At 70.7% G+C, this 26,193-nt stretch carries 22 protein-coding genes; 14 read left to right on the top strand and 8 right to left on the bottom strand.

Annotated elements, in window-relative coordinates; all coding sequences use genetic code 11:
- Positions 1–4 precede the first annotated feature (4 nt).
- On the top strand, positions 5–1,591 hold the full coding sequence (locus ACIBP6_RS43870; RefSeq protein WP_397060782.1) for a dolichyl-phosphate-mannose--protein mannosyltransferase: 1,587 nt from the start codon (positions 5–7) through the stop codon (positions 1,589–1,591).
- Here the strand turns inward: ACIBP6_RS43870 and ACIBP6_RS43865 are convergent.
- Complete coding sequence (locus ACIBP6_RS43865; protein WP_397060780.1) at positions 1,527–3,074, bottom strand: hypothetical protein; 1,548 nt, start codon at positions 3,072–3,074, stop codon at positions 1,527–1,529. The two genes, ACIBP6_RS43870 and ACIBP6_RS43865, sit on opposite strands and share 65 nt — an antisense overlap.
- Positions 3,075–3,173: 99 nt before the next feature.
- On the opposite strand from ACIBP6_RS43865, the gene ACIBP6_RS43860 reads away from it, so the two are divergent.
- The 6 genes from ACIBP6_RS43860 to ACIBP6_RS43835 all read left to right on the top strand — a co-directional run bounded on the left by ACIBP6_RS43860 (position 3,174) and on the right by ACIBP6_RS43835 (position 9,766).
- Entirely contained in the window at positions 3,174–4,394 is a 1,221-nt protein-coding gene (locus ACIBP6_RS43860) for a glycosyltransferase family 2 protein (protein WP_397060778.1), read from the top strand.
- 56 nt (positions 4,395–4,450) lie between these two features.
- The gene (locus tag ACIBP6_RS43855; protein WP_397060776.1) at positions 4,451–5,455 is read left to right on the top strand and encodes an alpha/beta hydrolase-fold protein; all 1,005 of its coding nucleotides are present in this window, start codon (positions 4,451–4,453) and stop codon (positions 5,453–5,455) included.
- A gap of 49 nt (positions 5,456–5,504) precedes the next feature.
- The gene (gene metG, locus ACIBP6_RS43850; protein WP_132611029.1) at positions 5,505–7,286 is read left to right on the top strand and encodes a methionine--tRNA ligase; all 1,782 of its coding nucleotides are present in this window, start codon (positions 5,505–5,507) and stop codon (positions 7,284–7,286) included.
- 28 nt (positions 7,287–7,314) lie between these two features.
- The gene (locus ACIBP6_RS43845; RefSeq protein ID WP_397060774.1) at positions 7,315–8,169 is read left to right on the top strand and encodes a TatD family hydrolase; all 855 of its coding nucleotides are present in this window, start codon (positions 7,315–7,317) and stop codon (positions 8,167–8,169) included.
- Positions 8,170–8,248: 79 nt separating this feature from the next.
- A complete protein-coding gene (locus tag ACIBP6_RS43840) occupies positions 8,249–9,211 on the top strand; it encodes a ubiquitin-like domain-containing protein (protein WP_397060772.1) in 963 nt (320 codons plus the stop codon).
- Positions 9,212–9,322: 111 nt separating this feature from the next.
- The gene (locus ACIBP6_RS43835) at positions 9,323–9,766 is read left to right on the top strand and encodes a hypothetical protein (RefSeq protein WP_397060770.1); all 444 of its coding nucleotides are present in this window, start codon (positions 9,323–9,325) and stop codon (positions 9,764–9,766) included.
- A 39-nt stretch (positions 9,767–9,805) separates the two neighbouring features.
- On the opposite strand, the gene ACIBP6_RS43830 is transcribed toward ACIBP6_RS43835, so the two are convergent.
- Both ACIBP6_RS43830 and ACIBP6_RS43825 read right to left on the bottom strand, forming a co-directional pair.
- On the bottom strand, positions 9,806–11,044 hold the full coding sequence (locus ACIBP6_RS43830) for a hypothetical protein (protein WP_397060768.1): 1,239 nt from the start codon (positions 11,042–11,044) through the stop codon (positions 9,806–9,808).
- Positions 11,044–13,422, bottom strand: coding sequence for a serine/threonine-protein kinase (locus tag ACIBP6_RS43825; RefSeq protein WP_397060766.1), 2,379 nt, complete (start codon positions 13,420–13,422; stop codon positions 11,044–11,046). The genes ACIBP6_RS43830 and ACIBP6_RS43825 overlap by 1 nt, the downstream gene beginning before the upstream one ends.
- 46 nt (positions 13,423–13,468) lie before the next feature.
- Here ACIBP6_RS43825 and rsmA point away from each other — a divergent pair, with 46 nt between their 5' ends.
- The 3 genes from rsmA (at position 13,469) to ACIBP6_RS43810 (ending at position 17,417) form a co-directional block, all read left to right on the top strand.
- On the top strand, positions 13,469–14,329 hold the full coding sequence (gene rsmA, locus ACIBP6_RS43820; protein ID WP_397060764.1) for a 16S rRNA (adenine(1518)-N(6)/adenine(1519)-N(6))-dimethyltransferase RsmA: 861 nt from the start codon (positions 13,469–13,471) through the stop codon (positions 14,327–14,329).
- A 344-nt stretch (positions 14,330–14,673) separates the two neighbouring features.
- On the top strand, positions 14,674–15,867 hold the full coding sequence (locus tag ACIBP6_RS43815) for a C40 family peptidase (RefSeq protein ID WP_397060762.1): 1,194 nt from the start codon (positions 14,674–14,676) through the stop codon (positions 15,865–15,867).
- Between the two features lie 1,127 nt (positions 15,868–16,994).
- A complete protein-coding gene (locus ACIBP6_RS43810) occupies positions 16,995–17,417 on the top strand; it encodes an ester cyclase (RefSeq protein ID WP_397060760.1) in 423 nt (140 codons plus the stop codon).
- 221 nt (positions 17,418–17,638) lie between these two features.
- On the opposite strand, the gene ACIBP6_RS43805 is transcribed toward ACIBP6_RS43810, so the two are convergent.
- Both ACIBP6_RS43805 and ACIBP6_RS43800 read right to left on the bottom strand, forming a co-directional pair.
- Positions 17,639–17,872, bottom strand: a complete 234-nt coding sequence (locus tag ACIBP6_RS43805) for a Tn3 family transposase (RefSeq protein ID WP_397060758.1) — start codon at positions 17,870–17,872, stop codon at positions 17,639–17,641.
- Positions 17,859–18,518: a TetR/AcrR family transcriptional regulator gene (locus ACIBP6_RS43800; RefSeq protein WP_397060756.1), complete on the bottom strand. Its 660-nt coding sequence runs from the start codon at positions 18,516–18,518 to the stop codon at positions 17,859–17,861. Before ACIBP6_RS43800 ends, ACIBP6_RS43805 begins: the two co-directional genes overlap by 14 nt.
- Before the next feature lie 311 nt (positions 18,519–18,829).
- On the opposite strand from ACIBP6_RS43800, the gene ACIBP6_RS43795 reads away from it, so the two are divergent.
- Positions 18,830–19,093, top strand: coding sequence for a hypothetical protein (locus tag ACIBP6_RS43795; RefSeq protein WP_397060754.1), 264 nt, complete (start codon positions 18,830–18,832; stop codon positions 19,091–19,093).
- Positions 19,094–19,278: 185 nt separating this feature from the next.
- Here ACIBP6_RS43795 and ACIBP6_RS43790 read toward each other — a convergent pair whose 3' ends face one another.
- Positions 19,279–20,268: a helix-turn-helix transcriptional regulator gene (locus ACIBP6_RS43790; protein WP_397060752.1), complete on the bottom strand. Its 990-nt coding sequence runs from the start codon at positions 20,266–20,268 to the stop codon at positions 19,279–19,281.
- Positions 20,269–20,330: 62 nt separating this feature from the next.
- On the opposite strand from ACIBP6_RS43790, the gene ACIBP6_RS43785 reads away from it, so the two are divergent.
- Positions 20,331–21,437 carry an epoxide hydrolase family protein gene (locus ACIBP6_RS43785; RefSeq protein WP_397060750.1) on the top strand — a complete coding sequence of 369 codons (1,107 nt, stop codon included), beginning with the start codon at positions 20,331–20,333 and terminating at the stop codon, positions 21,435–21,437.
- Between the two features lie 98 nt (positions 21,438–21,535).
- On the opposite strand, the gene ACIBP6_RS43780 is transcribed toward ACIBP6_RS43785, so the two are convergent.
- Positions 21,536–22,348 carry an arginase family protein gene (locus ACIBP6_RS43780; protein WP_397061285.1) on the bottom strand — a complete coding sequence of 271 codons (813 nt, stop codon included), beginning with the start codon at positions 22,346–22,348 and terminating at the stop codon, positions 21,536–21,538.
- Positions 22,349–22,705: 357 nt separating this feature from the next.
- Here ACIBP6_RS43780 and ACIBP6_RS43775 point away from each other — a divergent pair, with 357 nt between their 5' ends.
- Both ACIBP6_RS43775 and ACIBP6_RS43770 read left to right on the top strand, forming a co-directional pair.
- Positions 22,706–23,608 (top strand): 4-(cytidine 5'-diphospho)-2-C-methyl-D-erythritol kinase, encoded by a 903-nt coding sequence (locus ACIBP6_RS43775; protein ID WP_397060749.1) that lies wholly within the window; start codon positions 22,706–22,708, stop codon positions 23,606–23,608.
- A 121-nt stretch (positions 23,609–23,729) separates the two neighbouring features.
- Positions 23,730–25,544: an ABC-F family ATP-binding cassette domain-containing protein gene (locus ACIBP6_RS43770; RefSeq protein ID WP_397060747.1), complete on the top strand. Its 1,815-nt coding sequence runs from the start codon at positions 23,730–23,732 to the stop codon at positions 25,542–25,544.
- Positions 25,545–25,637: 93 nt separating this feature from the next.
- Here ACIBP6_RS43770 and ACIBP6_RS43765 read toward each other — a convergent pair whose 3' ends face one another.
- Positions 25,638–26,144 carry a MarR family winged helix-turn-helix transcriptional regulator gene (locus ACIBP6_RS43765; RefSeq protein WP_397060745.1) on the bottom strand — a complete coding sequence of 169 codons (507 nt, stop codon included), beginning with the start codon at positions 26,142–26,144 and terminating at the stop codon, positions 25,638–25,640.
- Positions 26,145–26,193 lie beyond the last annotated feature (49 nt).

Raw genomic sequence — 26,193 nt, 5'->3', positions numbered from 1 at the left:
CATCGTGGGCAACCGGGCGGATTCGGCGCGGCGGCTGGTCCCGCCCCTGCCGGGTTCGCCGCTGCTGGGCTGGGCCGGGCCGCTGCTGGTCGCGCTCTTCGGCGGCGTCCTGAGATTCGTCCGGCTCGGTGAGCCCAGGGCCGTGGTGTTCGACGAGACGTACTACATGAAGGACGCGTACTCGCTGCTGGTCCACGGCGTCGAGCGGGCCATGCTGGGTGACGCCGACGACCCCGTGGCCGACCGGCGCATCCTCGCCGGGAACCTCGACGTCTTCCGTGAGTGCGCCCAGCAGAGCGACTGCGCCTCCTTCGTCGCCCATCCGCCGCTCGGCAAGTGGATGATCGGCGCGGGGGAGTGGCTGTTCGGGATGACCCCGTTCGGCTGGCGTTTCGCCGCGGCGCTGGCCGGCACGCTGTCGATCCTCATCATGGCCAGGGTGGCGCGGCGGATGACCCGCTCCACGCTGCTCGGCTGCCTGGCCGGGCTGCTGCTGGCCCTCGACGGCCTGCACCTCGTGCTGTCGCGTACGGCGCTGCTCGACATCTTCCTGATGTTCTGGGTACTGGCCGGGTTCGCCTGCCTGGTGGCCGACCGCGACTGGGCACGCGGCCGGCTGGCCGCCCGGTACGACGGCTCTCCCGTCACCGAGCGGGGCCCGCGGCTCGGGTCACGGCCGTGGCGGCTGGCCGCCGGGGCCTGCCTGGGGGCCGCGTGCGCGGTCAAGTGGTCGGGGATCTTCTTCCTGCTGGCGTTCGCCGTCCTGAGCGTGATGTGGGACATGGGCGCCCGGCGGGCGCTGGGGCTGCGGCGGCCGTACCGGAGGGCTTGGGTGTACGACGTGCCCGGCGCGGCGGGGGCGCTGGCGCTGGTGCCCGCGGCGGCCTATCTGGCGTCGTGGACCGGCTGGTTCGCCACCGCCGGCGGGTGGGGGCGCGACTGGGAGCGTGCCACGTCGTCAGGGCCGGCGTTCTTCGTGTTCGACTCGCTGCGGTCGTGGGTGCGCTACCACCTCGACGTGCTCGGCTACCACAGCGGCCTGGAGGAGTACCACCCGTACATGTCGGAGCCGTGGCAGTGGCCGCTGCTGTTACGGCCGGTCTCCTTCCACTTCCCCTCCGACCTGCCGCCGTCGGCCTGCGGCGCCGACAAGTGCGCACAGGCCGTGCTCGGCGTCGGCACCCCCGCCCTCTGGTACGGCTCCCTGCTCGCGATCGTCGCCCTCGTCGCCTGGTACGCGGCCACCCGCGACTGGCGGGCCGGAGCCGTGCTGCTCGCGTCCGCGGCCGGCTGGCTGCCGTGGTTCTACTACGCCGTCGCCGACAACCGCACGATGTACCTCTTCTACATGATCCCCGTCGTGCCGTTCATGGTGCTGGCGGTCGTGCTCGCGGCCGGGCTCCTGCTCGGCAGGGCGGCCGCGCCGCCCGACCGGCGGGCGTTCGGCGCGGCCGCGGTGGGGGCGTTCGCGCTGGTCGTGCTGGTGAACTTCGGGTGGCTCCATCCCGTGCTGACCGCCGAGACCATCACGCGCGCACAGTGGTCGACCCGGATGCTTTTCTCCTCCTGGGTGACCTCCGCCCCCAGGTGACGCCCCGGCGCAGCGTGATCGCCGCCGCGATGCAGGCCAGCGGCACGGCCGGCAGCACGTAGCGGTAGTCGAACTCCGCCGTCGCCGCCGGGGCCAGCAGCAGCCCGACCGAGCCCAGCCAGGGCAGCACCACCGGCCCGCCGAACGTCCGCCAGCGCACCACCACGCCGTACAGGCCGATCAGCAGGATGCCGCCGAGCATGATGCCGCGCAGGTAGAAGACCTTCTGGTAGCCGGCCATGATGTCGGCCCACGGATGCACGATGCGCGTCTCCGGCGGGCCCTGCTCGTAGGCGAACGCGTCGGTGTCGGTGCGGCCGCCCGCGTACGACGACCACTTCGGCAGCCGCTTGGGCTGGCCGTTCTCGTCGATCTGGACGTACGGCTTGAACTCGTACATGTTGTACGTCGACTCGTCCGGGAACCGCGGCCGCGACCAGTGGAACGAGCGCAGGAAGTCGCGCGCCACCACCTGCAGGTAGTCGCCGGGCTGCGACAGGATCGCCCGCGTGGCGAACGCGCTGGCCGCCTCGTTGGTGATCTCGCTCCACTTCTTGTTGGTGCCCCACCGGTGCAGCACCTCGCCGGTGCCGGTGCCGTCGCCGTTCCCCTGACCCCACAAGTACCACTGGGCGTAGTCCTTGCGCTGGTCGACGGGGTCGTTGATGCACAGCAGAAGGAGCTCGACCTCGCGGTACTTGTCGATGTCCATCTTGTTGCAGTCGGCGAAGATGGCCGTGCGCATGTACAGGATGAGGCCGTCGCTGTTGGTCATCGCGAACTTGCCGTACGCCGAGGCGAACCACCCCATGTAGGCCAGCACCGGGATCGCGCAGGCGGTCAGGACCGCCGTGACAGGCCGCCAGCCCGCCCGCTTGACCAGGAGGTAGAGCACCACGAGCGCGAGGATCGGCAGGCCGATCGAGCGCGTCAGCCAGGTCAGCGCCAGCAGCAGGCCGATGACCGCGCCCGCCTTCCACGTCAGCCGCCGTTTCCACAGCACCAGCGTGATGACGCCCACCACGAGCAGCATGAACAGTGTGTCGGACATCACCAGCTGCTCCAGCTGCATCTGGTAGGCGTCGAACAGCACCGGCGCCGCCGCCAGCGTGGCGCCCCACTTGGGCAGCCGGAACTTGATGCGCAGCAGGGCGTAGATGAGCGCCGCCGTGGCCAGCCCCATCAGATGCTGGGTGAAGACCACCAGGGTGAAACTGTGGAAGGGCTGGAGCAGCATCAGCCAGAAGCTGTAGCCGTCGGGCCTGATCGGGTGGGGTCTCGGGTGCAGCGCCACCGAGACGTACTCGTAGGAGTCGTTGAACCACATGGCGGGGCCGTAGCCCAGCATGGTCACGAGCCGCAGCACGGCGCCCACGCCGAAGGCCGCGGCGAACACCTGATGCCTGCGCAGAAGGGCCAGCAGACGAGCCGCCCAGCCAGGAGCGGAGGGGTCCACAGGGGTAATCTCCGCGACGCTCACCATGCTGTAAAGAATGCCAGTCGTTTCCAGGTCCGTGCCCGAGCATGGTCGCGTTCGGGGCATCATGGTCTTCTGGAAGAGCCTTAACTGAAGGGTAGACACGTGGAACTGACGGTGGTCATGCCCTGCCTCAACGAGGCGGAGACCGTGGAAGTCTGTGTGCGCAAGGCATTGGCGTGCATGGCGGAGCACGGCATCGAGGGCGAGGTGCTGATCGCCGACAACGGCAGCACGGACGGCTCGCAGCAGCTGGCCCGTGACGCCGGCGCCCGCGTGGTCCACGTCGCCGAGAAGGGTTACGGCAACGCGCTCATGGGCGGCATCAGGGCCGCCCGCGGCAAGTTCGTCATCATGGGCGACGCCGACGACTCCTACGACTTCACCGCCCTGCTGCCGTTCGTCGAGCAGCTGCGCGACGGCGCCGACCTGGTGATGGGCAACCGTTTCAAGGGCGGCATCGCGCCGGGCGCCATGCCCCCGCTCCACCGCTACCTCGGCAACCCGGTGCTGTCGTTCGTCGGCAGGTTGTTCTTCCCGTCGGCGATCGGTGACTTCCACTGCGGCCTGCGGGGTTTCCGGCGCGAGGCGATCCTGCGGCTGCAGCTGCAGACCGGCGGCATGGAGTTCGCCTCCGAGATGGTGGTGCGCTCGACGCTCGCGGGGCTCGACGTCCGCGAGGTGCCGACGACGCTCTCGCCCGACGGCCGCTCCCGCCCGCCCCACCTGCGCTCCTGGCGCGACGGCTGGCGCCACCTGCGTTTCCTGCTCCTGTACAGCCCCAAATGGCTGTTCTTCTACCCCGGCGTGCTGATGATGGCCATCGGCCTGGTGGCCGGCACGGCGCTGACGTTCGGGCCGGTCGAGATCGGCGAGCTGGCGTTCGACGTCGACACGCTGGTGGGCACGTCCGCGCTGGTCGTGATCGGCTTCCAGGCGGCGCTGTTCGCGCTCTTCACGAAGGTGTACGCCGCCGAGGAGGGCTTCCTGCCCGAGTCGCCGCGCATCCGCAGGATCATCGACCTCGTGAGCCTGGAGAAGGGGCTCATCGCCGGCGGCCTGCTGGCGCTGGCGGGTCTGGTGGGCCTGGTGATGTCGCTGGTCCACTGGCAGGTGCGCAGCTTCGGGGAGCTCAACCCGCGCGAGTCGCTGCGCATCGTCGTGCCCTCCGCCACGGCGTTCATCATGAGCTTCCAGACCATCTTCGCCTCGCTGTTCATCAGCATCCTCGGCATCCGCCGCACCCGCGAGTCCTCCGTCGACGTGGCCGCCAAGGCGGCCGAGGAGGCCGCCGAGGCGGTCAAGCTGGAGAAGACCAAGGGCTGACCCTCCGGGGGTTAATCCGTGGCCTCCGGCGGTGTCGCCGTGCCAGGGTGACGGCCATGAACAGCCGCCTCACCCGTGACGTTTTCCGCGACCCGCTGGTCGAAGACGAAGTCCCGTACGGCGTGCTCGCGCCGGACGGGCACGGCGGGGCGTTGCCGCTGATCGTGGTGCTGCACGGCGCGAACTCCTCCAGCGACTTCCTCGCCATGCTCCAGCCGATCGCCGAAGCCCTGTGGGCCGACGGAACGCTCCCTCCCTCCCTGATCGCCTGCGCCTCGACCCCCACGGCCGGGGGCTTCTACATCGACCGGCCCGGCAACGCGTGGGAGAGCCTGATCGCCACGGCGTTCCCCCGCCTGCTGGCGAAGGAACACGGCGCCGACCCGGACCGTGTGGCGCTGATGGGCGCCTCCATGGGCGGCTACGGCGCCCTGAAGATCGCCTTCGCCGATCCGGCGCGGTGGCTCGCCGTCGCGGCGGTCGCCCCCGCCCTGCTGCCGGCTCCGGCCCCGGAGGACCTGCGCCCGCGCAACACCCTCGACGTGCTCGGCACGCTGGGCCGCGAGATGGCCGCCGAAGGCGACGGGTACGCGGCCAACAACGTCCTGCACCGGCTGCGCGGCAACGCCGACGCCGTCAGGGCCGCCGGACTGCCGATCCTGCTGCGCTGCGGCGACCGGGACGTCTTCGCCCTGCACGACGGCTCCGAGCAGCTCCACCGCGCGCTGTGGGACCTCGACATCGGCCACGACTACCACCTCGTCCACGGCGGCGACCATCTCGGGCCCGAGGCGGTCGCCTCCCAGCGCGCCGCGCTGGCCTTCGTCGGCGCGGCCCAGCGCCGAGCGGCGGGGGAGGACCGAACGGACGCCGACCGCGAGCTGGAGGCCGCCTGGCGCGACTGGGCAGCCGCCGGCCGGCAGGGAGCACCGCCCCGGCTCGACGCCTTCGGCGTCAGCGCCTCCACGGCCGTCCGCGCCATGCTCGCACCGGAGCTCGCCGAGGCCGCCCGGCGCGACCCGACCACCGCGCGCCGCTACGGAATCCTCCCGCCCGGATGACCGGGGATTCGGTACGAGGTGTCCGCGCGGTCCCCGTAGGCTTAGGGACATGTCCCAGCACATCCTGACCGCCGTCGCGTGGCCGTACGCTAACGGCCCCCGCCACATCGGGCACGTCTCCGGTTTCGGCGTGCCCTCCGACGTCTTCAGCCGCTACCAGCGGATGGCGGGCAACAAGGTGCTGATGGTGTCCGGCACCGACGAGCACGGCACGCCGATCCAGGTGCAGGCCGACCAGGAAGGCGTCAGCGCGAAGGAGCTGGCCGACCGCTACAACCGCGTCATCGCCGAAGACCTGACGGGCCTCGGCCTGTCGTACGACCTGTTCACCCGCACGACCACGAAGAACCACTACGCCGTCACGCAGGAGATCTTCAAGGGCCTCTTCGACAACGGCTATATCTTCCCCAAGACCACGATGGGCGCGATCTCGCCGTCCACCGGCCGCACGCTGCCCGACCGCTACATCGAGGGCACCTGCCCCATCTGCGGCTACGACGGCGCGCGCGGCGACCAGTGCGACAACTGCGGCAACCAGCTCGACCCGATCCAGCTGATCAACCCCGTGAGCCGCATCAACGGCGAGACCCCGGTGTTCGCCGAGACCGAGCACTTCATGCTCGACCTGCCCGCCTTCGCCGAGGTGCTCGGCTCCTACCTGCAGTCCAAGCAGGGCGAGTGGCGGCCCAACGTGCTGAAGTTCGCCCTCAACCTGCTCGGCGACCTGCAGCCGCGGGCGATCAGCCGCGACCTCGACTGGGGTGTGCCGATCCCGCTCGACGGCTGGCGCGACCAGCCCAACAAGCGGCTCTACGTCTGGTTCGACGCGGTCATCGGCTACCTGTCGGCCTCCATCGAGTGGGCCAGGCGCTCCGGCGACCCCGACGCCTGGCGCCAGTGGTGGCAGAATCCCGACGCCCGCGGCTACTACTTCATGGGCAAGGACAACATCGTCTTCCACGCCGAGATCTGGCCGGCGATGCTGTTCGGCTACAGCGGCCAGGGCGACCGCGGCGGCAAGTCCGGCTCCCTGGGGGCGCTGGAGGTGCCGTCCGAGGTGGTCTCCAGCGAGTTCCTGACGATGGAGGGCCGCAAGTTCTCCTCCTCCCGCCAGGTCGTCATCTACGTCCGCGACTTCCTCGCGCGCTACGACGCCGACGCCCTGCGCTACTACATCGCGGTGGCCGGTCCTGAGAACCAGGACACCGACTTCACCTGGCAGGAGTTCGTCAACCGCAACAACGGCGAGCTGGTCGCCGCCTGGGGCAACCTGGTCAACCGGTCGATCTCCATGGCGGCGAAGAACTTCGGGGTCGTGCCCGAGGCCGGTGAGCTGACCGACGCCGACCGGGCGCTGCTGGAGCGCTCGCGCAACGCGTTCGGCCCCGTGGGGGCCGAGCTCGCCAGGTCGAGGTTCAAGAACGCGATCACCGAGGCGTTCGACGTGGTGCGGGAGGCCAACCGCTACCTGGCCGAGCAGGAGCCGTGGAAGCTCAAGGACGACGCCGAGCGGCAGAAGTCCATCCTGCACGTCGCCCTCCAGGTGGTCGACGACGCCAAGACGATGCTCACGCCGTTCCTGCCCAGCTCGTCCAACAAGGTCTTCGCCATGCTGGGCGGCGAGGGCGTGTGGTCGGGCATGCCGGAGATCCGCGAGGTCGACGAGGACGGCGGCACACCGTACCCGGTGATCACCGGCGAGTACGACGGCGCGGCCCGGTGGGAGCACCGGCCGATCCGGCCGGGCAGGCCGCTCGCGCCGCCGGTGCCGCTGTTCAAGAAGCTCGACCCGAAGGTCGTCGACGAGGAGTTGGCCCGGCTGGGCGAGTGACTCATCGGGGGCGGCTACGGTTGATGCCGTGAGCAAGCTTCCCGCCGCGCCAGAGCCGCTTTCCTCGCCCGTGTTCGACAGCCACTGCCACCTCGACATCATGGTCGGCAACCGGCAGGCGTCCTCGGGCGATCCGGTGGCGCAGGCCGCGCAGGCGGCCTCCGCCACCGTGCGGGGCATCCTCGACGACGCGCGGGCGGTCGGCGTGACGCGGCTGGTCACGATCGGCTATGACCTGCCCTCCTCCCGGTGGAACGCCGACGTGGCGGCCGAGCAGGAGGGCGTCTACGCCGGCGTGGCCATCCACCCGAACGAGGCGCACGCGTCGACGCCCGAGGTGCTGGCCGAGATCGAGGCGCTGGCCGGCCGGCCCGAGGTGCGGGCCGTGGGGGAGACGGGGCTCGACTACTACCGCGACTGGGCGAGCAAGGACGACCAGCACGCGAGCTTCCGGGCGCACGTCGAGATCGCCAAGCGCACCGGGAAGGCGCTGGTCATCCACGACCGCGAGGCCCACGACGACGTGTTGCGGGTGCTGGCGGCGGAGGGTGCGCCGGAGAAGGTGGTGTTCCACAGCTACTCCGGCGACGCCGAGATGGCGAAAAAGTGCGTCGCGGCCGGATATTTCATGTCTTTCTCGGGGCCGGTGACGTACAAGAACGCCGGCTACCTGCGTGCGGCCGCCGAGGTCGCGCCGCCGGAGCTCATGCTGGTCGAGACCGACGCCCCCTACCTGCCGCCGGTGCCGCACCGCGGCAAGCCCAACGCGCCCTACCTGATCCCGCTCACGCTGCGCTGCCTGGCCGAGGTCAAAGGCGTCCATCCCGACCGATTGGGTGAGGCGATCAGTGCCAACGGAGTCACGGTCTTCGGCGAGTGGTGACCATCTTTTGGTGAACCAGGTGATGGGCGCGCACACCGAGCGTTAGCGTTCGGGCCGATTCCGTATACGGAGGTGGCTCGTGCGAGGCAAGAGACGTGCGCCCCGTCCGCCGATTCCGTGGCGTTCCCCGTGGGCGCCGGTCGTGTGCGTGGCGGGCGCGGTCGCGGTCAGCGCGATCGTGGCGGTGTCGGCGCTGGTGAAAGACGTCGTCGTGGTCGTCGACGGCGCACGCAAACCGGTGCGCGGCTTCGCCGGCACCGTCGAGGAGGTGCTCGCCGACGCGGGGGTCTCGCTGGGCTTCGCCGACGTCGTACGCCCCGCCACCCAGGAGACGGTCTCCGACGGGGCCACCATCGAGGTACGCCGCGCCAGGCCCCTCACCCTGACCCTCGACGGCCGTACCAGCCGGCACCTGGTCACCGCCACGAACGTCGGCGACGCCCTGGCCGAGCTGGACATCGCCCCGGCCGGCGGCCGGCTGTCGGCCCCGCCCTCGGACGTGGTGCCGCTGGAGGGCATGGAGCTGACCGTCGACACGCGGCGCAGGGTGTACGTCGTCGCGGGCAGCACGCGGCTCGCCTCCCGGACCACCGCCAGGACCGTGCGCGAGGTGCTCCGGCAGAAGCGCATCGCCCTGAGCCCCGGCTCGCAGGTGCACCCGCCACTCGGCAGCTTCCCCCAGGACGGCACCGTCATCACCATCACCCCGCCGCGCGCCACCCCGATCCCTCCAGAGGTCGCCGTCCTCGACTGGCAGTCGCTGGCCCTGTGCGAGTCAGGCGGGGATCCCCAGGCGTACAACCCCGAGGGGCCCTACTACGGCCTCTACCAGTTCAGCCTGCCGATGTGGCAGGTGGTGGGCGGCATGGGCCTCCCGAGCACGTGGCCCGAGGACGAGCAGACGTATCGCGCCCAGCTCCTCTACCAGCACGTGAACGGCCACTGGAAGGGGCAATGGCCCACCTGCGGCCCCCACCTCTTCCCTCCGCCCCCCTCCATCTCTCCGCCCTCCGACACTCCCCGTGCCGCCCTACGCCCCTGACGGTCTTCAGGGCTGACGAGGGCAGGCGGACCCGGCGCCATGATGATCAACGCTCGTCGGCGCACGCTAAGCTACGGGTTCGTCACCGCCGCCGGCCCCCCAAGGAAAATCATGCGACGTTCCGTTGCGATCATCGCGCTGACCGGCTCACTGGCCGGTTGCTCCTTCTCGGACACGTCCATACTGGACGAGCGGGAGAAGCCAGTGCAGCAGTACGCCGTCTTCGAGGTGGCTCTGGTCAACGCGCACGCCTTCTTCGACCTCGACGTGCAGTGGGGATACAGCGGCGAAGACCACAAGGAGCGCGTCCCGGGGAATACGGCCGTGCAGCGGCGCGTGTCCTTGACCTGGCCCGACCATACCTCCGTCTGGGCCGGTGGGACTCCCTCCAAGAAGCCCGGCGTGGACGACCTGCTCGCCTACGCCCAAGGCGAGCCGATCGTCCGCTGCAGCATCACGATCAACGGCCGGGTCGTGGCGAAGAACGATCTGACGATGTGCCGTTACGACTTCCTCTGGACCCCGGTTCCCGACCCGGGCGGCACCGCCGGCTGATCGGGCCGGGGCGTCCCCTGCCTGTGCTGTGCGATCGGGTCAGTTCGACACGGAGGTGCCGAAGTCGGCGCCCTGGGCGGGGCCGAAGGGCTGGAGGGTTTCGGCGTTGCGGCCGGCCACCGCGACCTTGCCGTACGGCTCGGCGTCCGGCCGGCCGACGAACAGTTTGTTGCCGCTGAAGGCCACCGACCAGCCGAACAACCCACCGCCGTCCGGCAGCCGGCGATCCTCCGAGGCGTCCTTCCAGGAGATGATGCGCACGCCACCGCCGTAGGGGGCGCCGATCGCCAACCGGCCGTCCGCCGAGGCGGCCATCGAGAAGCCGAACGCCTGCTTGCCCGCCTGGTCGACCGTCCGCATGGGCTTCCTGGCGGTGTCCAGGAGCTGCACCGAGCCGGGCCCGGGAGAGCTGACCGCGTATCCCGCCCCCTCGGCGTACGCCACCGCGTACCCGTACCGGTCACCGGACGCGTCCGTCGGCGAGTCCAGCTTGAACGACGTGATCTCCGAGGCCAGCACGTCGTCGATGAACACGGCCGAGCCCGAGTTGATCCGCCCGGCCTCGATCTGGCGGCCAGCGCCGTCGGCGTTCTCGTACGGGACGCCGACGAGCAGCTCGTTCTCCGGCCCGAACGCCATCGACCAGCCGAACTGGTCGCCGACCTCGCTGTTGCCGCGTACGTCGGAGGTCTCCTGGCTGATGCGGCGCAGCTCGCCGTCGCCCTTCCGGGCGTAGAGCGCGCCGACGTCCAACAGCCCGGCCTCGTCCTCGTACGGCGCCCCGACGGCCACCAGGTCGCCCCGGGCGGCCAGTGACCAGCCGAAGTGCGCCGACCGCTGGGGCTGCGGGGCGGTCAGACGCTGCGGTGGCGCCACCCCGCCGCCGAGGACGACGTACGCCGCACCGGCGTCCTCCTCGCCGTCCACGTCCGCGTACGGGGCGCCCACCACCAGGTCGGCGCAGGCGTCGCCGTTGAGCTGCGCGAGGCGTACGGACCAGCCGAAGGCATCACCTGCCGCCAGCCCGGGGACGGTCACAGGGACGATCTTGTCTCCCGACAGCACCTGTACCGAGCCCTTCTGGCCATCGGCGAACGGATCCCCCACGGCGACATCGTCCGCGCCGTCGCCGTCGAAGTCGGCAGCACCAGCGCAGGCCGCCGGTGCCGAACCGGCCGCTCCCACCGCTCGGGTCGGTACGGCCGCCGTCGCCGGGGTGGCGACGGCGGGAACGCTGGTCGCGGCCAGCAGGAGGGCGACGAGGGACGAGCGGGTCATCACAGCGCCACCTCGATCTGCGTGCCGTTCTCCAGCATGGTCGCGGTCATCCTGACCGGCTTGCGGTACATCGCCAGGTCGAACACGAACGCACCGTCCACCCGTGCGCCCGGCAGAATCGCCGGAGGGAGCGTGATCGGCGCCGCGTCGTGTTCGGCGCCCCGGTCGTCGAGCAGGGAGACCACGGGCTGCACCAGTACCCGGCGCTCGCCGCCCGGGTTGATCACCGACCAGCGGATCACGCAGAGCTGGCCGTTGGCGGCCGTCCTGCCCTCGTACTCCCTCAACCCGCACTGCGGTGCCGTCGGGACGATCGCGATGGGATCGTCGAACTCGGTCCCCAGCGCGAACCTGCGTCCCACGTCATTGGGCGCGGAACCGGCCGCGACCTGGGAGACGCCTCCTGGAGCGGCCGTGTCGCGACCGGAGGTGACGATCAGCACCGCCCCCGTCACGACGATGGCCAGCACGGCCGCCGCCGCGGCGATGAGCCACCGGGTGCCGGACGTTCGCGTACCGCGGAGTGTCCCGGGCTCCTCGACCGGGACGGCGGCCTGCTCCTCGCCGCCGGAAACGCCGAGCTGGGAGGCGCCGGCGCCCGCCACCTGCGAGGCGCCACGGTCGGTGAGGCGGGGGGCGCCGGCGTCCGCGAGCCGCGAAGAACCAGGGTCGGTGAAGTGCGAAGCGCCCCCGGGGCTGGTGGTTCCCCAGGACGAGCCGCCCTGGGTGCCGGTCGTGCCCGGCCGAGCGTCGCCCGCCCCCAAGCCTGCCTGCCCGCCTCGCCGCGGCTGCCCAGCCTCCTGCCGGAACGCCGCCGGCCGCGGCGTCGTACGGGTCTCGGATCCCGCGGTGGGGACTGGGCCTGGGGTCGGGACTGGGCCTGGGGTCGGGACTGGGCCCGGGGAGGGGAGCGGTCCCGTCGTGGGAACGCCCGTCGTGGGAATGGTCCCCGGAGAAGGACTCGGCCCTGCAGCCGGGACCGCTCCGGCCCTCCCGGCTCTTGCCTGGGCTGGTCCCGCCTGTTCGGCTCCGGTCCGGGCCGGTCCGGGGCGTCCGGCTCCCGCTTGGGCAGGGCCGGCCGGGCCTGCTCCTGTCTGGGGCGGTTCCGGGTGGCCGGCTCCCGATTCGGCCAGTGGTGTCTGGGCGGGCCCCTCTTGCAGCGGTTGTTCCGTCTCCTCCTGCTTTCCCGCGCGCTGTCGCTTCTCGCCCGAGCGGAACAGCCGGCGGGCACGTCCGCCTTCCCGCCTCGGTGCGTCCGGCTGGGGAACCTCCCAGCGGGCCAGTTCCTCCCGGGCCGCCTCCTCCTCCCTGCGGGCCCGTTCCTCCAGCGAACGAGACTCGCCGGGAGACACCGAAGGGGCGGCGCCGAACCCGGCGGGCGGCAGAATCGGCGCCTTCCCGGTCGCGTCACTCGGCGGCGGCGTGGTGAACGCGGCCGTGATGTCCGGTACCTCGGCGACGTTCTGCGGCGGCTGCCAGCCGCTCAGCATCTCGTTCGCCACCAGGGTGGGCGGGTCGGCGGCCCGCATCGGGGTGCCACCGACCAGGGCGATCAGCAGGTCCTGCGCGGTGGGGCGCGTGGCGGCGTCCATGGAGGTGGCGCGCCGTACGAGCTCGTCGAGCGGCGGGGGGAGCGCACCGAGGTCAGGAGGGGTGTTGAGCACCCGCGTGGCCAGCGTGATGGCGTCGCCGCGCCCGTACGGATGCTGTCCGCTGCCGGCGTAAGCCACCAGGCAGCCCCATGCGAAGATGTCGACCGCCGGGGTGACGGCCTCGCCGCGTACCTGCTCGGGCGCCCACCACCCCGGGCTTCCCAGCAGTTCCCCGGACATCGTGAACCCGGTCTCCCGGTCGAGCGCCCTGGCGATGCCGAAGTCGATCACGCGTGGGCCGGACAGGGAGAGCATCACGTTCGCCGGCTTCAGGTCCCTGTGCACGAGCCCCGACACGTGGATCGCCGCCAGCGCCGCCGCCACCCCCAGCGCGACACCGTGCAGCGCTCCCGGTTCGAGGGCGCCGTAGGTGGTGATCTGCTCCGACAGCGGGGTGCCCGCGATGTACTCCGTCACCATGTACGGCCGGCCGTCGCCGGTGTTGCCGTTGTCCAGCACCTGAGCGGTACAGAACGACGCCACCCTGCGGGCGTTCTCGACCTCCGCGTGGAACCGGGCCGCGAAGCCCTGCTGATTGGCGAACTCGGCCTTGACCACCTTCAGCGCGACGAAACGCCGCGACGGAGCACGCGCGAGGAACACCGTGCCCATCCCGCCTTCGCCGAGTCTCCCCAGCAGTCGGTACGGCCCGATCTCCCGCAAGTCCGTCGGGCGGAGCGGCGCGGCGCCCGTTGGCTCCATGAGGGACGGCCCTTCCTGTTCCACGACATCCTCTCCCTTGGTCTCCCCACCCGCCATCGCAGGTTCTTCGATGCGAGAGACTGGTTGGATGATGAGGCTGTTGGGCCCTGCAGAAATACGTATTTTGGCGAATAAGCTAGATATTCGTCCGACAAAAAAACTTGGCCAGAACTTCGTGATCGACGCAGGCACCGTCCGGCGCATCGTCCGTGTGGCCGACCTCTCGCCCGATGACGTGGTGATCGAGGTGGGGCCCGGTCTCGGCTCGCTCACGCTGGCGCTCCTGCCGGCAGCCTCTCACGTCGTCGCGGTCGAGATCGACCCGGTGCTGTCCGCCCAACTGCCCATCACCGCGGCCGAGCACGGCGTCGCCGACAACCTCACGGTCATCAACGCCGACGCCATGAAGATCACCCTGCCTGATCTCCTGGGCCACGTCCCGACCGCGCTGGTGGCCAACCTCCCGTACAACGTGGCCGTCCCCGTGGTGCTGCACCTGCTGCAGGAGCTGCCGTCGCTGCGCAAGGGCCTGATCATGGTGCAGTTGGAGGTGGCCGACCGCCTCGCCGCGGGTCCTGGCTCCAAGGTGTACGGCGTGCCGTCGGTCAAGGCGGCCTGGTACGCCGACGTGCGCCGGGCCGGCCCGGTGGGCCGTACGGTGTTCTGGCCCGTGCCGAACGTCGATTCCGGGCTCGTCTCGCTCGTCCGCCGCGACCCTCCGTCGACTACGGCCTCGCGCGAGGAGGTCTTCAAGGTCGTCGACGCGGCCTTCGCCCAGCGCCGCAAGACTCTGCGCGCCGCCCTGGCCTCCTGGGCGGGCAGCGCGGCACAGGCGGAGGCGGCCTTGCGGGCGGCAGGCGTGGACCCGTCGGCCCGCGGCGAACAACTCGACATCCACGCCTTCGCCCGCATAGCCGAGCTCCGCCCCTGACCCTCGCCGGAGCTCGGCCCCTGCCCCTCACCGGAGCCTCTGCCTCTTGCTGGAGCTCCGCTTGGGCCTCTCGCCGGAGCTCGGCTTCTGCCCCTCGCTGGAGCCTCTGCCTCTTGCTGGAGCTCCGCTTTGGCCCCTCACCGGAGCTCCGCCTCGCCTCTCGCTGGAGCTCCGCCTCTGCCGCTCACCGTCGGATCCGCCGGATGAGTCGTGCCACCAGGTTTTCCACAGCCTTATCCGGCTCTCTCGGCGCTTTCCACAGAACGGCATTCGGCTCCGCGCCCGGAACCCTCGTCAGCAGATCCTGGCCTCCCCGAACCCCAGCAAGCTCAGGGAGGCCGATCATGACCACTCACCCATGGCCCGTGTGGCTCAAGTGCTTCATCGCCGGCGGCGGCGGATTCTGTACGGGCTTCGTGGCGGTCGTAGCCACATCCCCCGCCTCCGCCCATGAGACCCCCGAAGCCGCGTCCATCCATGAGAGACAGACGCCCGCCCAGGCCGAAAAGAGCGACACGACCCCACCCGCCCAAGACGAGGGCGTCACCGGCGCCCCGCACTTGCGAAGAGAGCACCTCACGGGGACGTTGCTCGTCGCGGAGCAGCACCTCGACGACGCCTTCGGCGAGAACGACCCCACGGGCATCTTGCTCGCCGACATGAACGGCGCCGCACCTCCACCCGTCGACCAGAACGGCGACTGGGGAGCCGCCGACCGGAAGAGCGACGTGGGAGCCCTGCTCGACCAGGGGCGGCATACCGCCGGAACGCCGCTGGGTCATGGCGAGCGCACCAGGGAAACGCTGCTGGATCAGGGGCAGCACGCCACTGGATCACTGCTGGATCAGGGGCAGCGCACGGCGGGAACGCTGCTGGATCAAGGGAGGCGCGCCACCGGATCGCTGCTGGATCAGGGTGGACGTGCGGCGGGAACGGTGCTGGGCCAAGGGAGGCGCGCCACTGGATCGCTGCTGGATCAGGGGGAGCGCGCGGCGGGAACGGTGCTGGATCAAGGGAGGCGCGCCACCGGAACCCTGCTGGACGATGGGCAGCGCGCCGCGGGGACCCTGCTGGGCCGGAAGAAGGGTGCCCCAGCGAAGGTGCCGGCCCAGGTGAACAAGCGGCGCACCGGAGGCGAGATCGCCCTCTCGGCGGCCCTCCGCCAGCTCGGCGTCTCCTACTCCTGGGGCGGCGGCTCCGCCAAAGGCCCCACTCTGGGCATCGGCAGGGGAGCCTCCACCAGGGGCTTCGACTGCAGCGGCCTCGCCCTGTACGCCTGGTCCAAAGCGGGCGTGAAGCTGGCCCACTACACAGGCACCCAGTTCCGCCAGGGCCGCAAGATCCCGCTTTCCGCCCGCCGCCCAGGCGACCTGCTGTTCTTCGGCGGCGGCACCGGCGACCCCACCCACGTGGGCCTGTTCCTCCGAGGAAACCTCATGATCCACGCCCCGAAGACAGGCGACGTGGTGCGAACCACTGACTTCCGCAACTCCAGCTACTACCGCAAGATCTTCCGAGGCGTCGTACGCCCAGGCTGACCCCGCCGAGCAAGGGCGCAATCCATCAGACGACGGCCAGCCTCTCCAAGGCGGTCATCGATCGCATCAACACCGTGAACACCGTCAACACGGTCAATCCTGGTCCCCTTGATACAGGGCGGGCCAGCCCCGAACTGACCCGGCAGGCCGCCAACGCGCTGCCCGCAGGCCGCCAACGCGCTGCCCGCAGGCCGCCAACGCGCTGCCCGCGGGCCGGTCGGGTCGGCCGGAGGAGGTCGTCTGGTTCGTTGGCTCGCCATGGAGGAGGTTGCTTGGTTCGCTGGCGCCACGGACGAGGTCACCTGGATCACCGGACAGGTGATCAGCACGAGGACGTGTTCCTGCGCTGAGTCAAGCGACGGCGGTTACGGGAAAGGCTTCCGCCGTGACCTCATCGACCACCATCGGCCACCATGGCCACCGACCGTCTCCGGCCACCGGCTGCCATCGGCTACCGACCGTCTCCGGCCACCGACCACCAGGGCCACCACCGGCCACCATTGGCCAGCAACCACCATCGGCCACCATCGGCCACCATCGGCCACCATCGGCCACCATCGGCCACCATCGGCCACCATCGGCCACCGGCCACCAGCCACCAGCCGCCGTTTTCGACCATCGTCTTCGGCCACCGGCCACCGTCGGCCACCGGCCATCGACCACCACGGCCACCGTCGGCCACCTATCACCACGGCCACCATGGCCACCGTCGGCCACCGGCCACCGTCGGCCACCACCGGCCACCGGCCACCATCGGCCACCACCGGCCACCGGCCACCATCGGCCACCACCGGCCACCGGCCGCCGTTTTCGGCCGTCGTCTTCGGTCACCGGCCACTCAAGCCGCACTTGTCGTAGTCGCCGTTCACGGAGGGGGCGTAGAACGAGCCGGTGATGGGCTGCCACAGGTACACGTTCGTGGTCGGTGAGATGCCGTCGGGGGCCGGTGATCTGGTTGGCGTTGTCAGGCGCCGACAGCACCCGTGCCCCGGTCAGTACCGAGTCGGCGCACCTGACATGAGTGATATGCCGGAAAGCTCCCGTCAGGTGCACTAGTAGCACTGGAGGTCTGGGGTAGGAGATCAGCCTCCACCGACGACGCGAGCGGAGAGAAGGGTGCCGTCGAGATGGCCGACGTCGTTGACCGCTTGATCGAGGCAGTGAACGCACATGACATGGAGGCATGCCTTCGCTGTTACAGCCTCGACGCCACCATGGTGGGACCGGAGTTGCAGGCCGAAGGCTGGGCTGAGATCGAGTCGTACCACGCCCATGTCTGGGAGGGCGTTCCCGACACCTGCATGACGGTGTGGGACCGAGTCGCCGGTGACGGCCGGGTGGCGATCGAGGCCACCTTCAACGGCACCCACACCGGGCCGTTCCTGATCGCGGGAGGGCGGCTGCTGGAGCCGTCGGGCCGGAAGGTGAACGTTCACGAATGCTGGATGTTCACCGTGGAGCACGACCTGATCACCGCCCTTCGCCTCTACTTCGATCAGCTGGAGCTGTACATGCAGCTCGGCGCCTCGATTCCCTTCACCTCCCCGTGAACCGGGGGAGCACTCGTCCGCACCGCAGCGGGGGCGTTTCGTTGCGGCGTAGTCCAGGCGGCACACGCGGGTGATGTCACCGGAAGCGGCGGGCATCCGTGGGCGCTTGTGCCTGCAACCTTGTGAATGGGCCCGATGGCACGCAGTCTCACATGAATCACGCTTTCCCCTTTCCGGGGAGGAACGAGTCGATCGCATTTGGCTTCAGAGGAGTCGCCGGCTCATGGAACGGCCGAGGTCCTGAAGTGATGTCGGCGCGGGAAGGCGTAGCCGCCCAGGAAGCTGATGTGGTCGTAGCGGATCGGTGACAGCCGCGCGCACAGCCCCTCGGCGGCGGCAAAGCCCGGTTCACTTGGCTGATCGGCGTCGATGTAGAGGCTGTTGCACCAGATGACCGCGTTGAGCGCCAGGCCGAGGGCGCCGGGTGACCTTGACGCATGGCTACATGCCGCCAATCTCCGGCACCTCGGCGCCCGGCGGTCCGGCCTGCGCGCCATGGAGCACGAAGCCGGCCACCCGCTCGAGGAAGGCGTCGTCCAGCGGGTGGCCGAGCATGAGCCAGTGGAAGTAGAGCGGCCCGGAGATCATTTCCAGCAGGAAGCCGGGGTCGGCGCCGGCGGGTAGTTCGCCGCGTTCGACGGCGCGCTCGAAGATGACCCCTGAGACCTTGAATCGGGCCGGCCAGAACATGTCGAGGAGTTCGTACAGGTCGGTGCTCGCGGCGGTGCGCGGGCCGGCCTCGCGCAGCAGCGCGGCGACCCAGGGGACCTTGAGGCCGAGCCGGATCTCTTTGAGCAGCTCGACGAGATCCCCGCGCAGGCTGCCGGTGTCGGCGGGCGGCACCAACTGGCCGCGGCGCTCGATGAGGGCGGTGGACACCAGACCGACCTTGTCGCCCCAGCGGCGGTAGATCGTCGTCTTGTTGACACCCGCGCGCCTGGCCACCGCATCGACGCGCAGCGCGGCGTAACCGACCTCGCTCAACTCGGCGATGGTGGCATCGATGACGGCTTCACCCACACGTGCCGTCCGGCCGCCCGGCCGGGCCGTCGCGGTGTCGGCGTGCAGATGCTGAACGTCTTCCAGCGGATCCCCTGCCATATGGCCAGGCTAGAGCGATGCGAACCCTAGACGCACCTCTTAGGTGCATTAATCGGGAATTAAGCCAACATCCGGTTGCGTTAGTGGCGACTGAGTCTCTGGACCCGAGAACAACAACGCGTTGCGTCAGGGTCCATCCCAAGGAGAAGCGCCATGATCTACCACCAGATCCGCATCGCCATGAAGCCCGACGCTCCCCAAGAGCAGGTCCAGCACGCGCTCGACCTGATGCGCAAGCTCGGCGACAAGCTCGACGCCGTCGAATACTTCGTGGTCGGCGTGACTTCGGCGGCGACTTCCACTACGGCGCCATGTACGCGCTCAAGGACATCGACGCCTACCGCACCTACATGTACGACCCGCTGCACCGTCAGATCGACGCCATCGGCCTGCCGCTCGTGGCCAACATGATCTCCATGGACCTCACCGACGACCCCGACCCCGAGATCGGCGACAAGATCGCCCAGGTGCACGGCGACCGGTTCACCGACCACCCCGAACTCCTCGACCTGGTCGAGAACCTCGACTCCTACGAGGGCAGCGGCGTCCCCGAGGACGGCTCCAAGCCCGCATGAGCCGGCATCACCGGGAGACGGCCGCCACCGTCTCCCGCTTCGATCTCGGGTGCGGTCGGTATGCCTACGGCAGACGACGCGGCTGGGTCGGCGGCTCCCTGTCGGCCGAGCCCCCGGTCGTCCCCGGGTCACCTCGCAGGCCGCGGTGGGTACGGGCCGGGCGGGGAGCGATGTCGCGTCCCCGATCAGTGCTTTTCGGTCGGGTCAGCGGCAGGTTCTGCATCGATCGCCTTGGTGTAGCGGGTGGCGAGGGTGCGCAGGTGGTCGAGCAGCTCGGGCGGGCCGGTGACGCGGAAGTCGGCGTCGAGCAGCCCCAGGTGGACGGCCAGGCCCTCGATGGTGTCGGCGCCGGTGTGCAGGACGCAGCTGTCGTCGTCGAGTGCCTCCACCGAGCCGACCGCCGGGCTGATCCGCTCTGCCACCGCTGAAGCGGGCGCGTATACCGTGACGCTTGCCCGGTGACGCCAGGCGGCGGCCGAGACCCGGCCCGAGACGTAGCCCGCCACGTCGTCGGGCAGGTCGCGGGGGGTGAAGCGCGGCCCGGCCGGCACGCGGGGCGTCAGCCGGTCCACGCGGAAGGTGCGCCAGTCGTCGCGGCCGAGGTCGAAGGCCAGCAGGTACCAGCGGCGGCCCCAGTTGACCAGCCGGTACGGCTCGACCTCGCGAGTGATGGCCTCGCCCGTGTGGGTGGTGTAGTCGAAACGCAGCCGTTCGTGCGTACGGCACAGGGCGGCGACAGTCGTGAGGACCTGCGGGTCCACAGCAGATGTGGTGCGGTCGCCCAGCACCGGCACCGTGACGAAGCGCATCGTGCTGACACGGTGCCGCAGCCGGGACGGCATGACCTGCTCCAGCTTCGCCATCGCGCGCAGCGACGCCTCGGCGTTCCCCGCGATGGCGCCGCTCACGGCGGTGCCCAGGCCGACCGCGACGGCGACGGCCTCCTCGTCGTCCAGCAGCAGCGGCGGCAGGGACGCGCCCGCGCCGAGCCGGTAGCCGCCCGCCGAGCCCCTGCCGGCCAGGACGGGGTAGCCGAGCGAGCGCAGGCGTTCGACGTCGGCGCGAATGGTGCGACCGCTCACGCCGAGCCGTTCGGCCAGTTCGGCGCCTGTCCAGTCGCGCGGGGTCTGCAGGAGGGCGAGCAGGCGCAGCAGACGCGCCGAGGTTTCCAGCATGGCGCCAAGCATGCCGCACCATTAGGAACGAACCTCTCCTAATGGGCTGAAACAGTGGGTCCATGAGCGACATTCACGAGTTCCGCATCGACGTCCCGCAGGCCCACCTCGACGATCTCGCCGACCGTCTGGCGCGTACCCGCTTCGCCGAGGAGCTGCCGGTCGCCGAGGTCACCGACGGCGTCCCGCGCGGTCCCGTCCAGCCCGGCTGGGAGTACGGCGTGCCGGGCTCCTTCGTATGCGCCCTCGTGGCCCGCTGGCGCGCCTTCGACTGGCGGGCCAGGGAAGCCGAGCTCAACGCGTATCCGCAGTTCACCACGGAGATCGACGGGCAGGACATCCACTTCGTGCACGTACGCTCCGCGCGCCCGGACGCGACCCCGCTGATCCTCACCCACGGCTGGCCCAGCACCTTCGTGGAGTACCTCCATCTGGCCGGTCCGCTGTCCGAGGACTTCCACGTGGTGATCCCGTCCCTGCCGGGCTTCGGCTTCTCCGGCCCCACCCGTACCAAGGGCTGGAACGCCGCCCGCGTCGCCGACGCCTGGGCCGAGCTCATGCGGCGGCTCGGCTACCAGCGGTTCGGCGCGCACGGCAACGACGCGGGCGCCATCGTCAGCCCCGAGCTGGGCCGCCGCCACCCCGACCGCGTCATCGGCGTGCACGTCAACCAGATCTTCAGCTTCCCGTCCGGCGACCCGGGCGAACTCGCCGGGCTCACCCCCGAGGAGCAGCAGTACCTGGGCTTCCTCGGCGCCTTCGTCGAGCACGCCGTCCACGACCGTGTCCAACAGGCGCAGCCCCAGACCCTCGCGCACGCCCTCGCCGACTCACCGGCCGGCCAGCTCGCCTGGATGGGTCAGCTCCTCGCCGGAGTCCCCGACCCTGATGTGATCCTCACCAACGCCACGATCTACTGGCTCACCAACACCGCGGCGTCCTCGGCCCGCTTCTACTACGAGAACCACCGCATGCCGTCCACCACCGAACCCACCAGCTTCCCCCTGGGCCTGGCCTCGTTCGCCTACGACTTCCGCCCGCTGCGGCGCTTCGCCGAGCGCGACCACAAGAACATCGTCTCCTGGAACGAGTACGACCGCGGCAGCCACTGGGCCACCCACGACGCCCCCGACCTCCTGATCGACGACCTGCGCGCCTTCTTCCGCTGACGCGGGGCGGACATCGTACGAACAGGCGGGAGCCCGATCGCGGCCGGGTGGGCTCCCCCTGGTGGTGGTCCTGCCGGCGCCGGTGCTGGACTGTCCGCTCAGCTTCGGGCGCAGGCCGCCACCACCCGCGGCACCAGCTCCGCCAACAACTCCTGGTCCTCCTTCCGCGACGGCTCGTACTCCATGAGCCCGAGCCCGGCGACGGGGAACCGTTCGGCCACGGCGGTGACCAGGGCGAGGAGCTCGTCGGGCCGCAACCCGCCGGGCGTGGGGGAGCCGACGCTCTCGAATGCCCTCGGATCCAGCACGTCCAAGTCGATGTGCACGTACACCACGGGAGCCTCGGCGACCGCTTCGATCGCCCGCACCAGCGCCGCGGCGTCCACGACGGGAGGAAGATGCCGAATCCCCTGGTCCCGGACGAACGCGAGCTCACCGGGATCGAGGTCACGCACTCCGGCCAGCACGATCTGCCGGGGCCGCAACGGCTGCTCGGGGACCAGGCCCTCGGGGCCGTCACCGGTCAGCGCCCGCAGCACCATCCCGTGATAGGCCCCGGAAGGAGACGAGGCGGGGCTGTTCATGTCCGCATGAGCGTCGAACCAGACGACCACCAGCCGATCCCCGTACCGCTTCCGAGCCGCCGCCACCGGCTGCAACTCGACGCCGCAGTCCCCACCCGCGGTGACGACGAGCCCGTCGGTCTCGAACGATGGGCGGAGGGACGGCCCGCCAAGGTCCGCGAGCGCAGCGCGGACCTTGGCCGACGTGCTCACGAGGTCGTCGTCGACCTCGACCCGCACCCGCCGGTCGGCGTCCACCATGCCGGCGAGCAACCGCGCCCCTTCGCGCAACCGCTCCGACGTGGGAGCTGCGGAGCCCCGCCACTGGGGCACCTCCACCACCGTCACCTCGGACAACGCGCTCCTCCCCGAACGTCCGCGCTCACGTTTCCTCGCCAGCCTGGCAACGAACCCCACCCGTGTCCACCCTCTCCAGCCCCGTCGGACGCGGGCCAAGGCACGGACGACCCTCCGGACGCCGGGCGGCGACAGGCTCCGACGGGTGGGCGTACCGTCACGAGAGAATGGTCGGTTCACTGTTCGTTACCGAACAGGAGGGGGGCAAATGGTCGCCAACTTGACGCTCCGTGGTGCGGCCGGCGCAGTCATCCGGGTCATATTTCGAGAACCGCATGTCAGGGCAGCGTGCCCGGATAACATCGAGTGTCCTTGGCCCCGGCAAGTGATGAGAGTGGCAGAAGATCGATGAGTTCGGTGACCGTACGTGTGCCCGCGAAGGTCAACGTGCAGCTTTCTGTCGGCCCGCTCCGGGAAGATGGCTACCACGACCTGGTCAACGTCTTCCACGCCGTGTCGATCTTCGATGAGGTGATGGCGAAGGAGTCCGAGTCGATCACCGTTCAGGTGAACGGCAAATGGTCCGACCAGGTGCCGACCGACGACGGCAACCTGGCGATCCGCGCCGCTCGCGCCCTCGCCAAGCACGCGGGCCGCACCTACGGCGCCGACCTGGTCATCCAGAAGGAGATCCCCGTGGCGGGCGGGATGGCGGGTGGCAGCGCCGACGCCGCCGGCGCCCTCGTGGCGTGCAACGAGCTGTGGGGGCTGGGGCTGCCGTTCGAAGACCTCATGGAGATCGCCGGAGACCTCGGCAGCGACGTGCCGTTCTCGTTGCTCGGCGGCACGGCGGTCGGCACCGGGCGGGGTGAGCAGCTGTGCGAGCTGCCCACGGGCGGCACGTTCCACTGGGTGTTCGCCCTGGCCGACGGCGGGCTCTCCACGGCCAGCGTGTACGCCGAGTGCGATCGGCTCAGGGCCGCCTCCGGAGCCGAGGTGCCCTGGCCGCAGCTGAACGACTCGCTGATGGAGGCCCTCGGCACCGGTGACGCGTACGCACTCGGGTCGCACTTGAGCAACGACCTCCAGGTCGCCGCTCTCCGTCTCCGCCCCGAACTCGCCCCGACCCTCGACTCGGGCCGCCAGCACGGCGCTCTGGGCGCGATCGTCTCCGGCTCGGGCCCGACCTGCGCGTTCCTCGCGATCGACGCCACCCACGCCCGTGACCTGGCGCTCAGCCTGACCACGACGGGGGCCGCCCACACGGCGGTGGCCGCCCACGGCCCCGTCCAGGGCGCCACCCTGGTCTGACCGCCCGCCCCGGGCCGCCGCACGGAGCCGCCGAGCAGCGGCATGCCGAGGTGACGCCGACGATCTCGGCGTCCAGTCGGCGGGCGGGGGGTCGGCGGGGAGCCGATACCCTGGGAGGGCGATGAATCTGGTCAATCTTGAGTCGGTCTCCCACGCCTACGGGCCCAAGCCTCTCCTCAGCGACGTCTCCCTCGGGGTGGAGGAAGGCGAGCGCATCGGTGTCGTCGGGCGCAACGGCGGCGGCAAGACGACCCTGCTGTCCGTCCTCGCCGCAACCGTACGGCCCGACAGCGGTCGCGTCACCCACACCCGTGGCCTGCGCGTCGGCTTCCTGTCGCAGCAGGACACCCTCGATCCCGGCGCGAGCGTGCGCGAGATCGTCCTCGGCAGCAAGGCTCAGCACGAGTGGGCCGGTGACCAGCGGGTTCGCGAGATCCTGGCCAACCTGATCGGCGACCTCGACCTCGACTCCAAGGCCGGCGACCTGTCCGGCGGCGAGCGCAGGCGCACGGCGCTGGCCCGGTTGCTCATCGACGACCACGACCTGATCATGCTGGACGAGCCCACCAACCACCTCGACATCGAGGCCATCGCGTGGCTCGCCGCCCATCTGGCCGGGCGCAAGAGCGCGTTGGTCGTCGTGACGCACGACCGGTGGTTCCTCGACGCCGTGTCCACCCGTACGTGGGAGGTCGTGGACGGCCGCGTCGAGCGGTACGAAGGCGGATATGCCGCATATGTGCTGGCCAAGGCCGAGCGTGCGCGGATCGCCCAGGCCGCCGAAGACCGCCGCCAGAACCTCATGCGCAAGGAGATCGCCTGGCTGCGGCGCGGCCCGCCCGCCCGTACGTCCAAGCCGAAGTTCCGCATCGACGCCGCGCAGGCGCTGATCGCGAACGAGCCCCCGCCCCGTGAGACCGTCGAGCTGATGAGCTTCGCCGCGGCCCGGCTCGGCAAGACCGTCTACGACCTCGACGACGTCACCCTGCACGCGGGCGGCCCCGGCGCGGGGCCGCTGGTGCTCGATCACCTCACGTGGCAGTTCGGTCCTGGCGACCGGATCGGGCTGATCGGCGTCAACGGGTCCGGCAAGTCCTCGGTGCTGCGGCTGCTCGCGGGCACGGTCCAGCCCGACTCGGGCCGCGTGGTCAGGGGCAAGACCGTACGCCTCGCCCACCTGTCCCAGGAGCTGACCGAGCTCGACCCGACCCGGCGGGTGCTGGAGTCGGTCGAGGAAGTGCGCAAGTACCTGCAGCTCGGCAAGAGGGAGTGGACGGCGTCCCAGTTGCTCGAACGCCTCGGCTTCCGGGGCGACGCGCAGTGGAAGGTGATCGGCGACCTGTCGGGTGGCGAGCGGCGGCGACTGCAGCTCCTGCGGCTGCTGATGGACGACCCCAACGTCCTGCTCCTCGACGAGCCCACCAACGACCTCGACATCGAGACGCTCAACGAGCTCGAAGACCTGCTGGACGGCTGGCCCGGCACGCTGATCCTGGTCAGCCACGACCGCTACTTCCTGGAGCGGGTGACCGACCGGTCCGTCGCGCTGCTGGGCGACGGCAAGCTGTCGCTGCTGCCCGGCGGGGTGGACGAATACCTCGAACGCCGCGCGGCGGGCACGGCGGTGACCGCCCGCCTCAGCTCCGGCGAGACGGTCTCCAGTCAGGTCGACGCCGCCCCGGGCGATGCCACCGGCGAGGCGAAGGGCGGGCTGTCGACCAAGGAGGAACGCGAGCTGCGCAAGGAGCTCAACCGCCTGGAGCGCCAGCTCGACAAGCTGAGCGGCCAGGAGGCCCGGCTCCACGCCGCCATGGCGGACGCGGCCAGCGACTACGCCAAGCTCGGCACGCTCGACGCCCAGCTGCGCGACATCCTCGCCCAGAAGGACACGATCGAAGCCGAGTGGCTCGAAGTGGCCGACCGCCTCGGCGAGTGACTCCGGCGTCGAGGCGGCACGGCCCCCTCGGCGCCCCCCGGCACACCCCGTGGCGCCGTGCACGCGTGAGTGCGCCCGCCGGGCAGGTGCGGGTCAGGAGGGTGAGTCGAAGGGGGTGAGGAGGGCGCGGAGGAGGGCGGCCAGGGTGCGCTGGTCGTCGGGGCCGAGGCTCGACAGCAGCTCCTGCTCCCTCCGCAGCAGCCCTTCGAACGCCGCGTCCACCCGCTCCAGCCCCGTCTCCGTGAGCGACACCAGCACGCCCCGCCGGTCCTCCGGATCGGGGCGCCGGCGCACCAGCCCGGCCTGAGCCAGCCGGTCGATGCGGTTGGTCATCGTGCCCGAGGTCACCAGGGTGGCGCGCAGCAGCGCACCCGGGCTCAGCTCGTACGGTGTGCCGGCTCGCCGCAGCGCCGTGAGGACGTCGAACTCCCACGGCTCCAGATGGTGCTCGGCGAACGACGCCCGTCGCGCCCTGTCGAGATGCTTGGCCAGCCGTGACACCCTGGAGAGCACCTGGAGCGGCTCGACGTCGAGGTCGGGGCGCTCCGTCCGCCAGGCTGCGACGAGGCGATCGACCTCGTCTCTAGCGTCCTCCGTCATGACACAAGAGTGTACTGTCTTGACATCGAGATATATCTCTCGATATCAA

The organism is Nonomuraea terrae, from assembly GCF_044465245.1.
Taxonomy (GTDB): Bacteria; Actinomycetota; Actinomycetes; order Streptosporangiales; family Streptosporangiaceae; genus Nonomuraea; species Nonomuraea terrae.
Note: the sequence above shows the minus strand (reverse complement) of the source record. Positions and strands in the feature narration are given on the sequence as shown.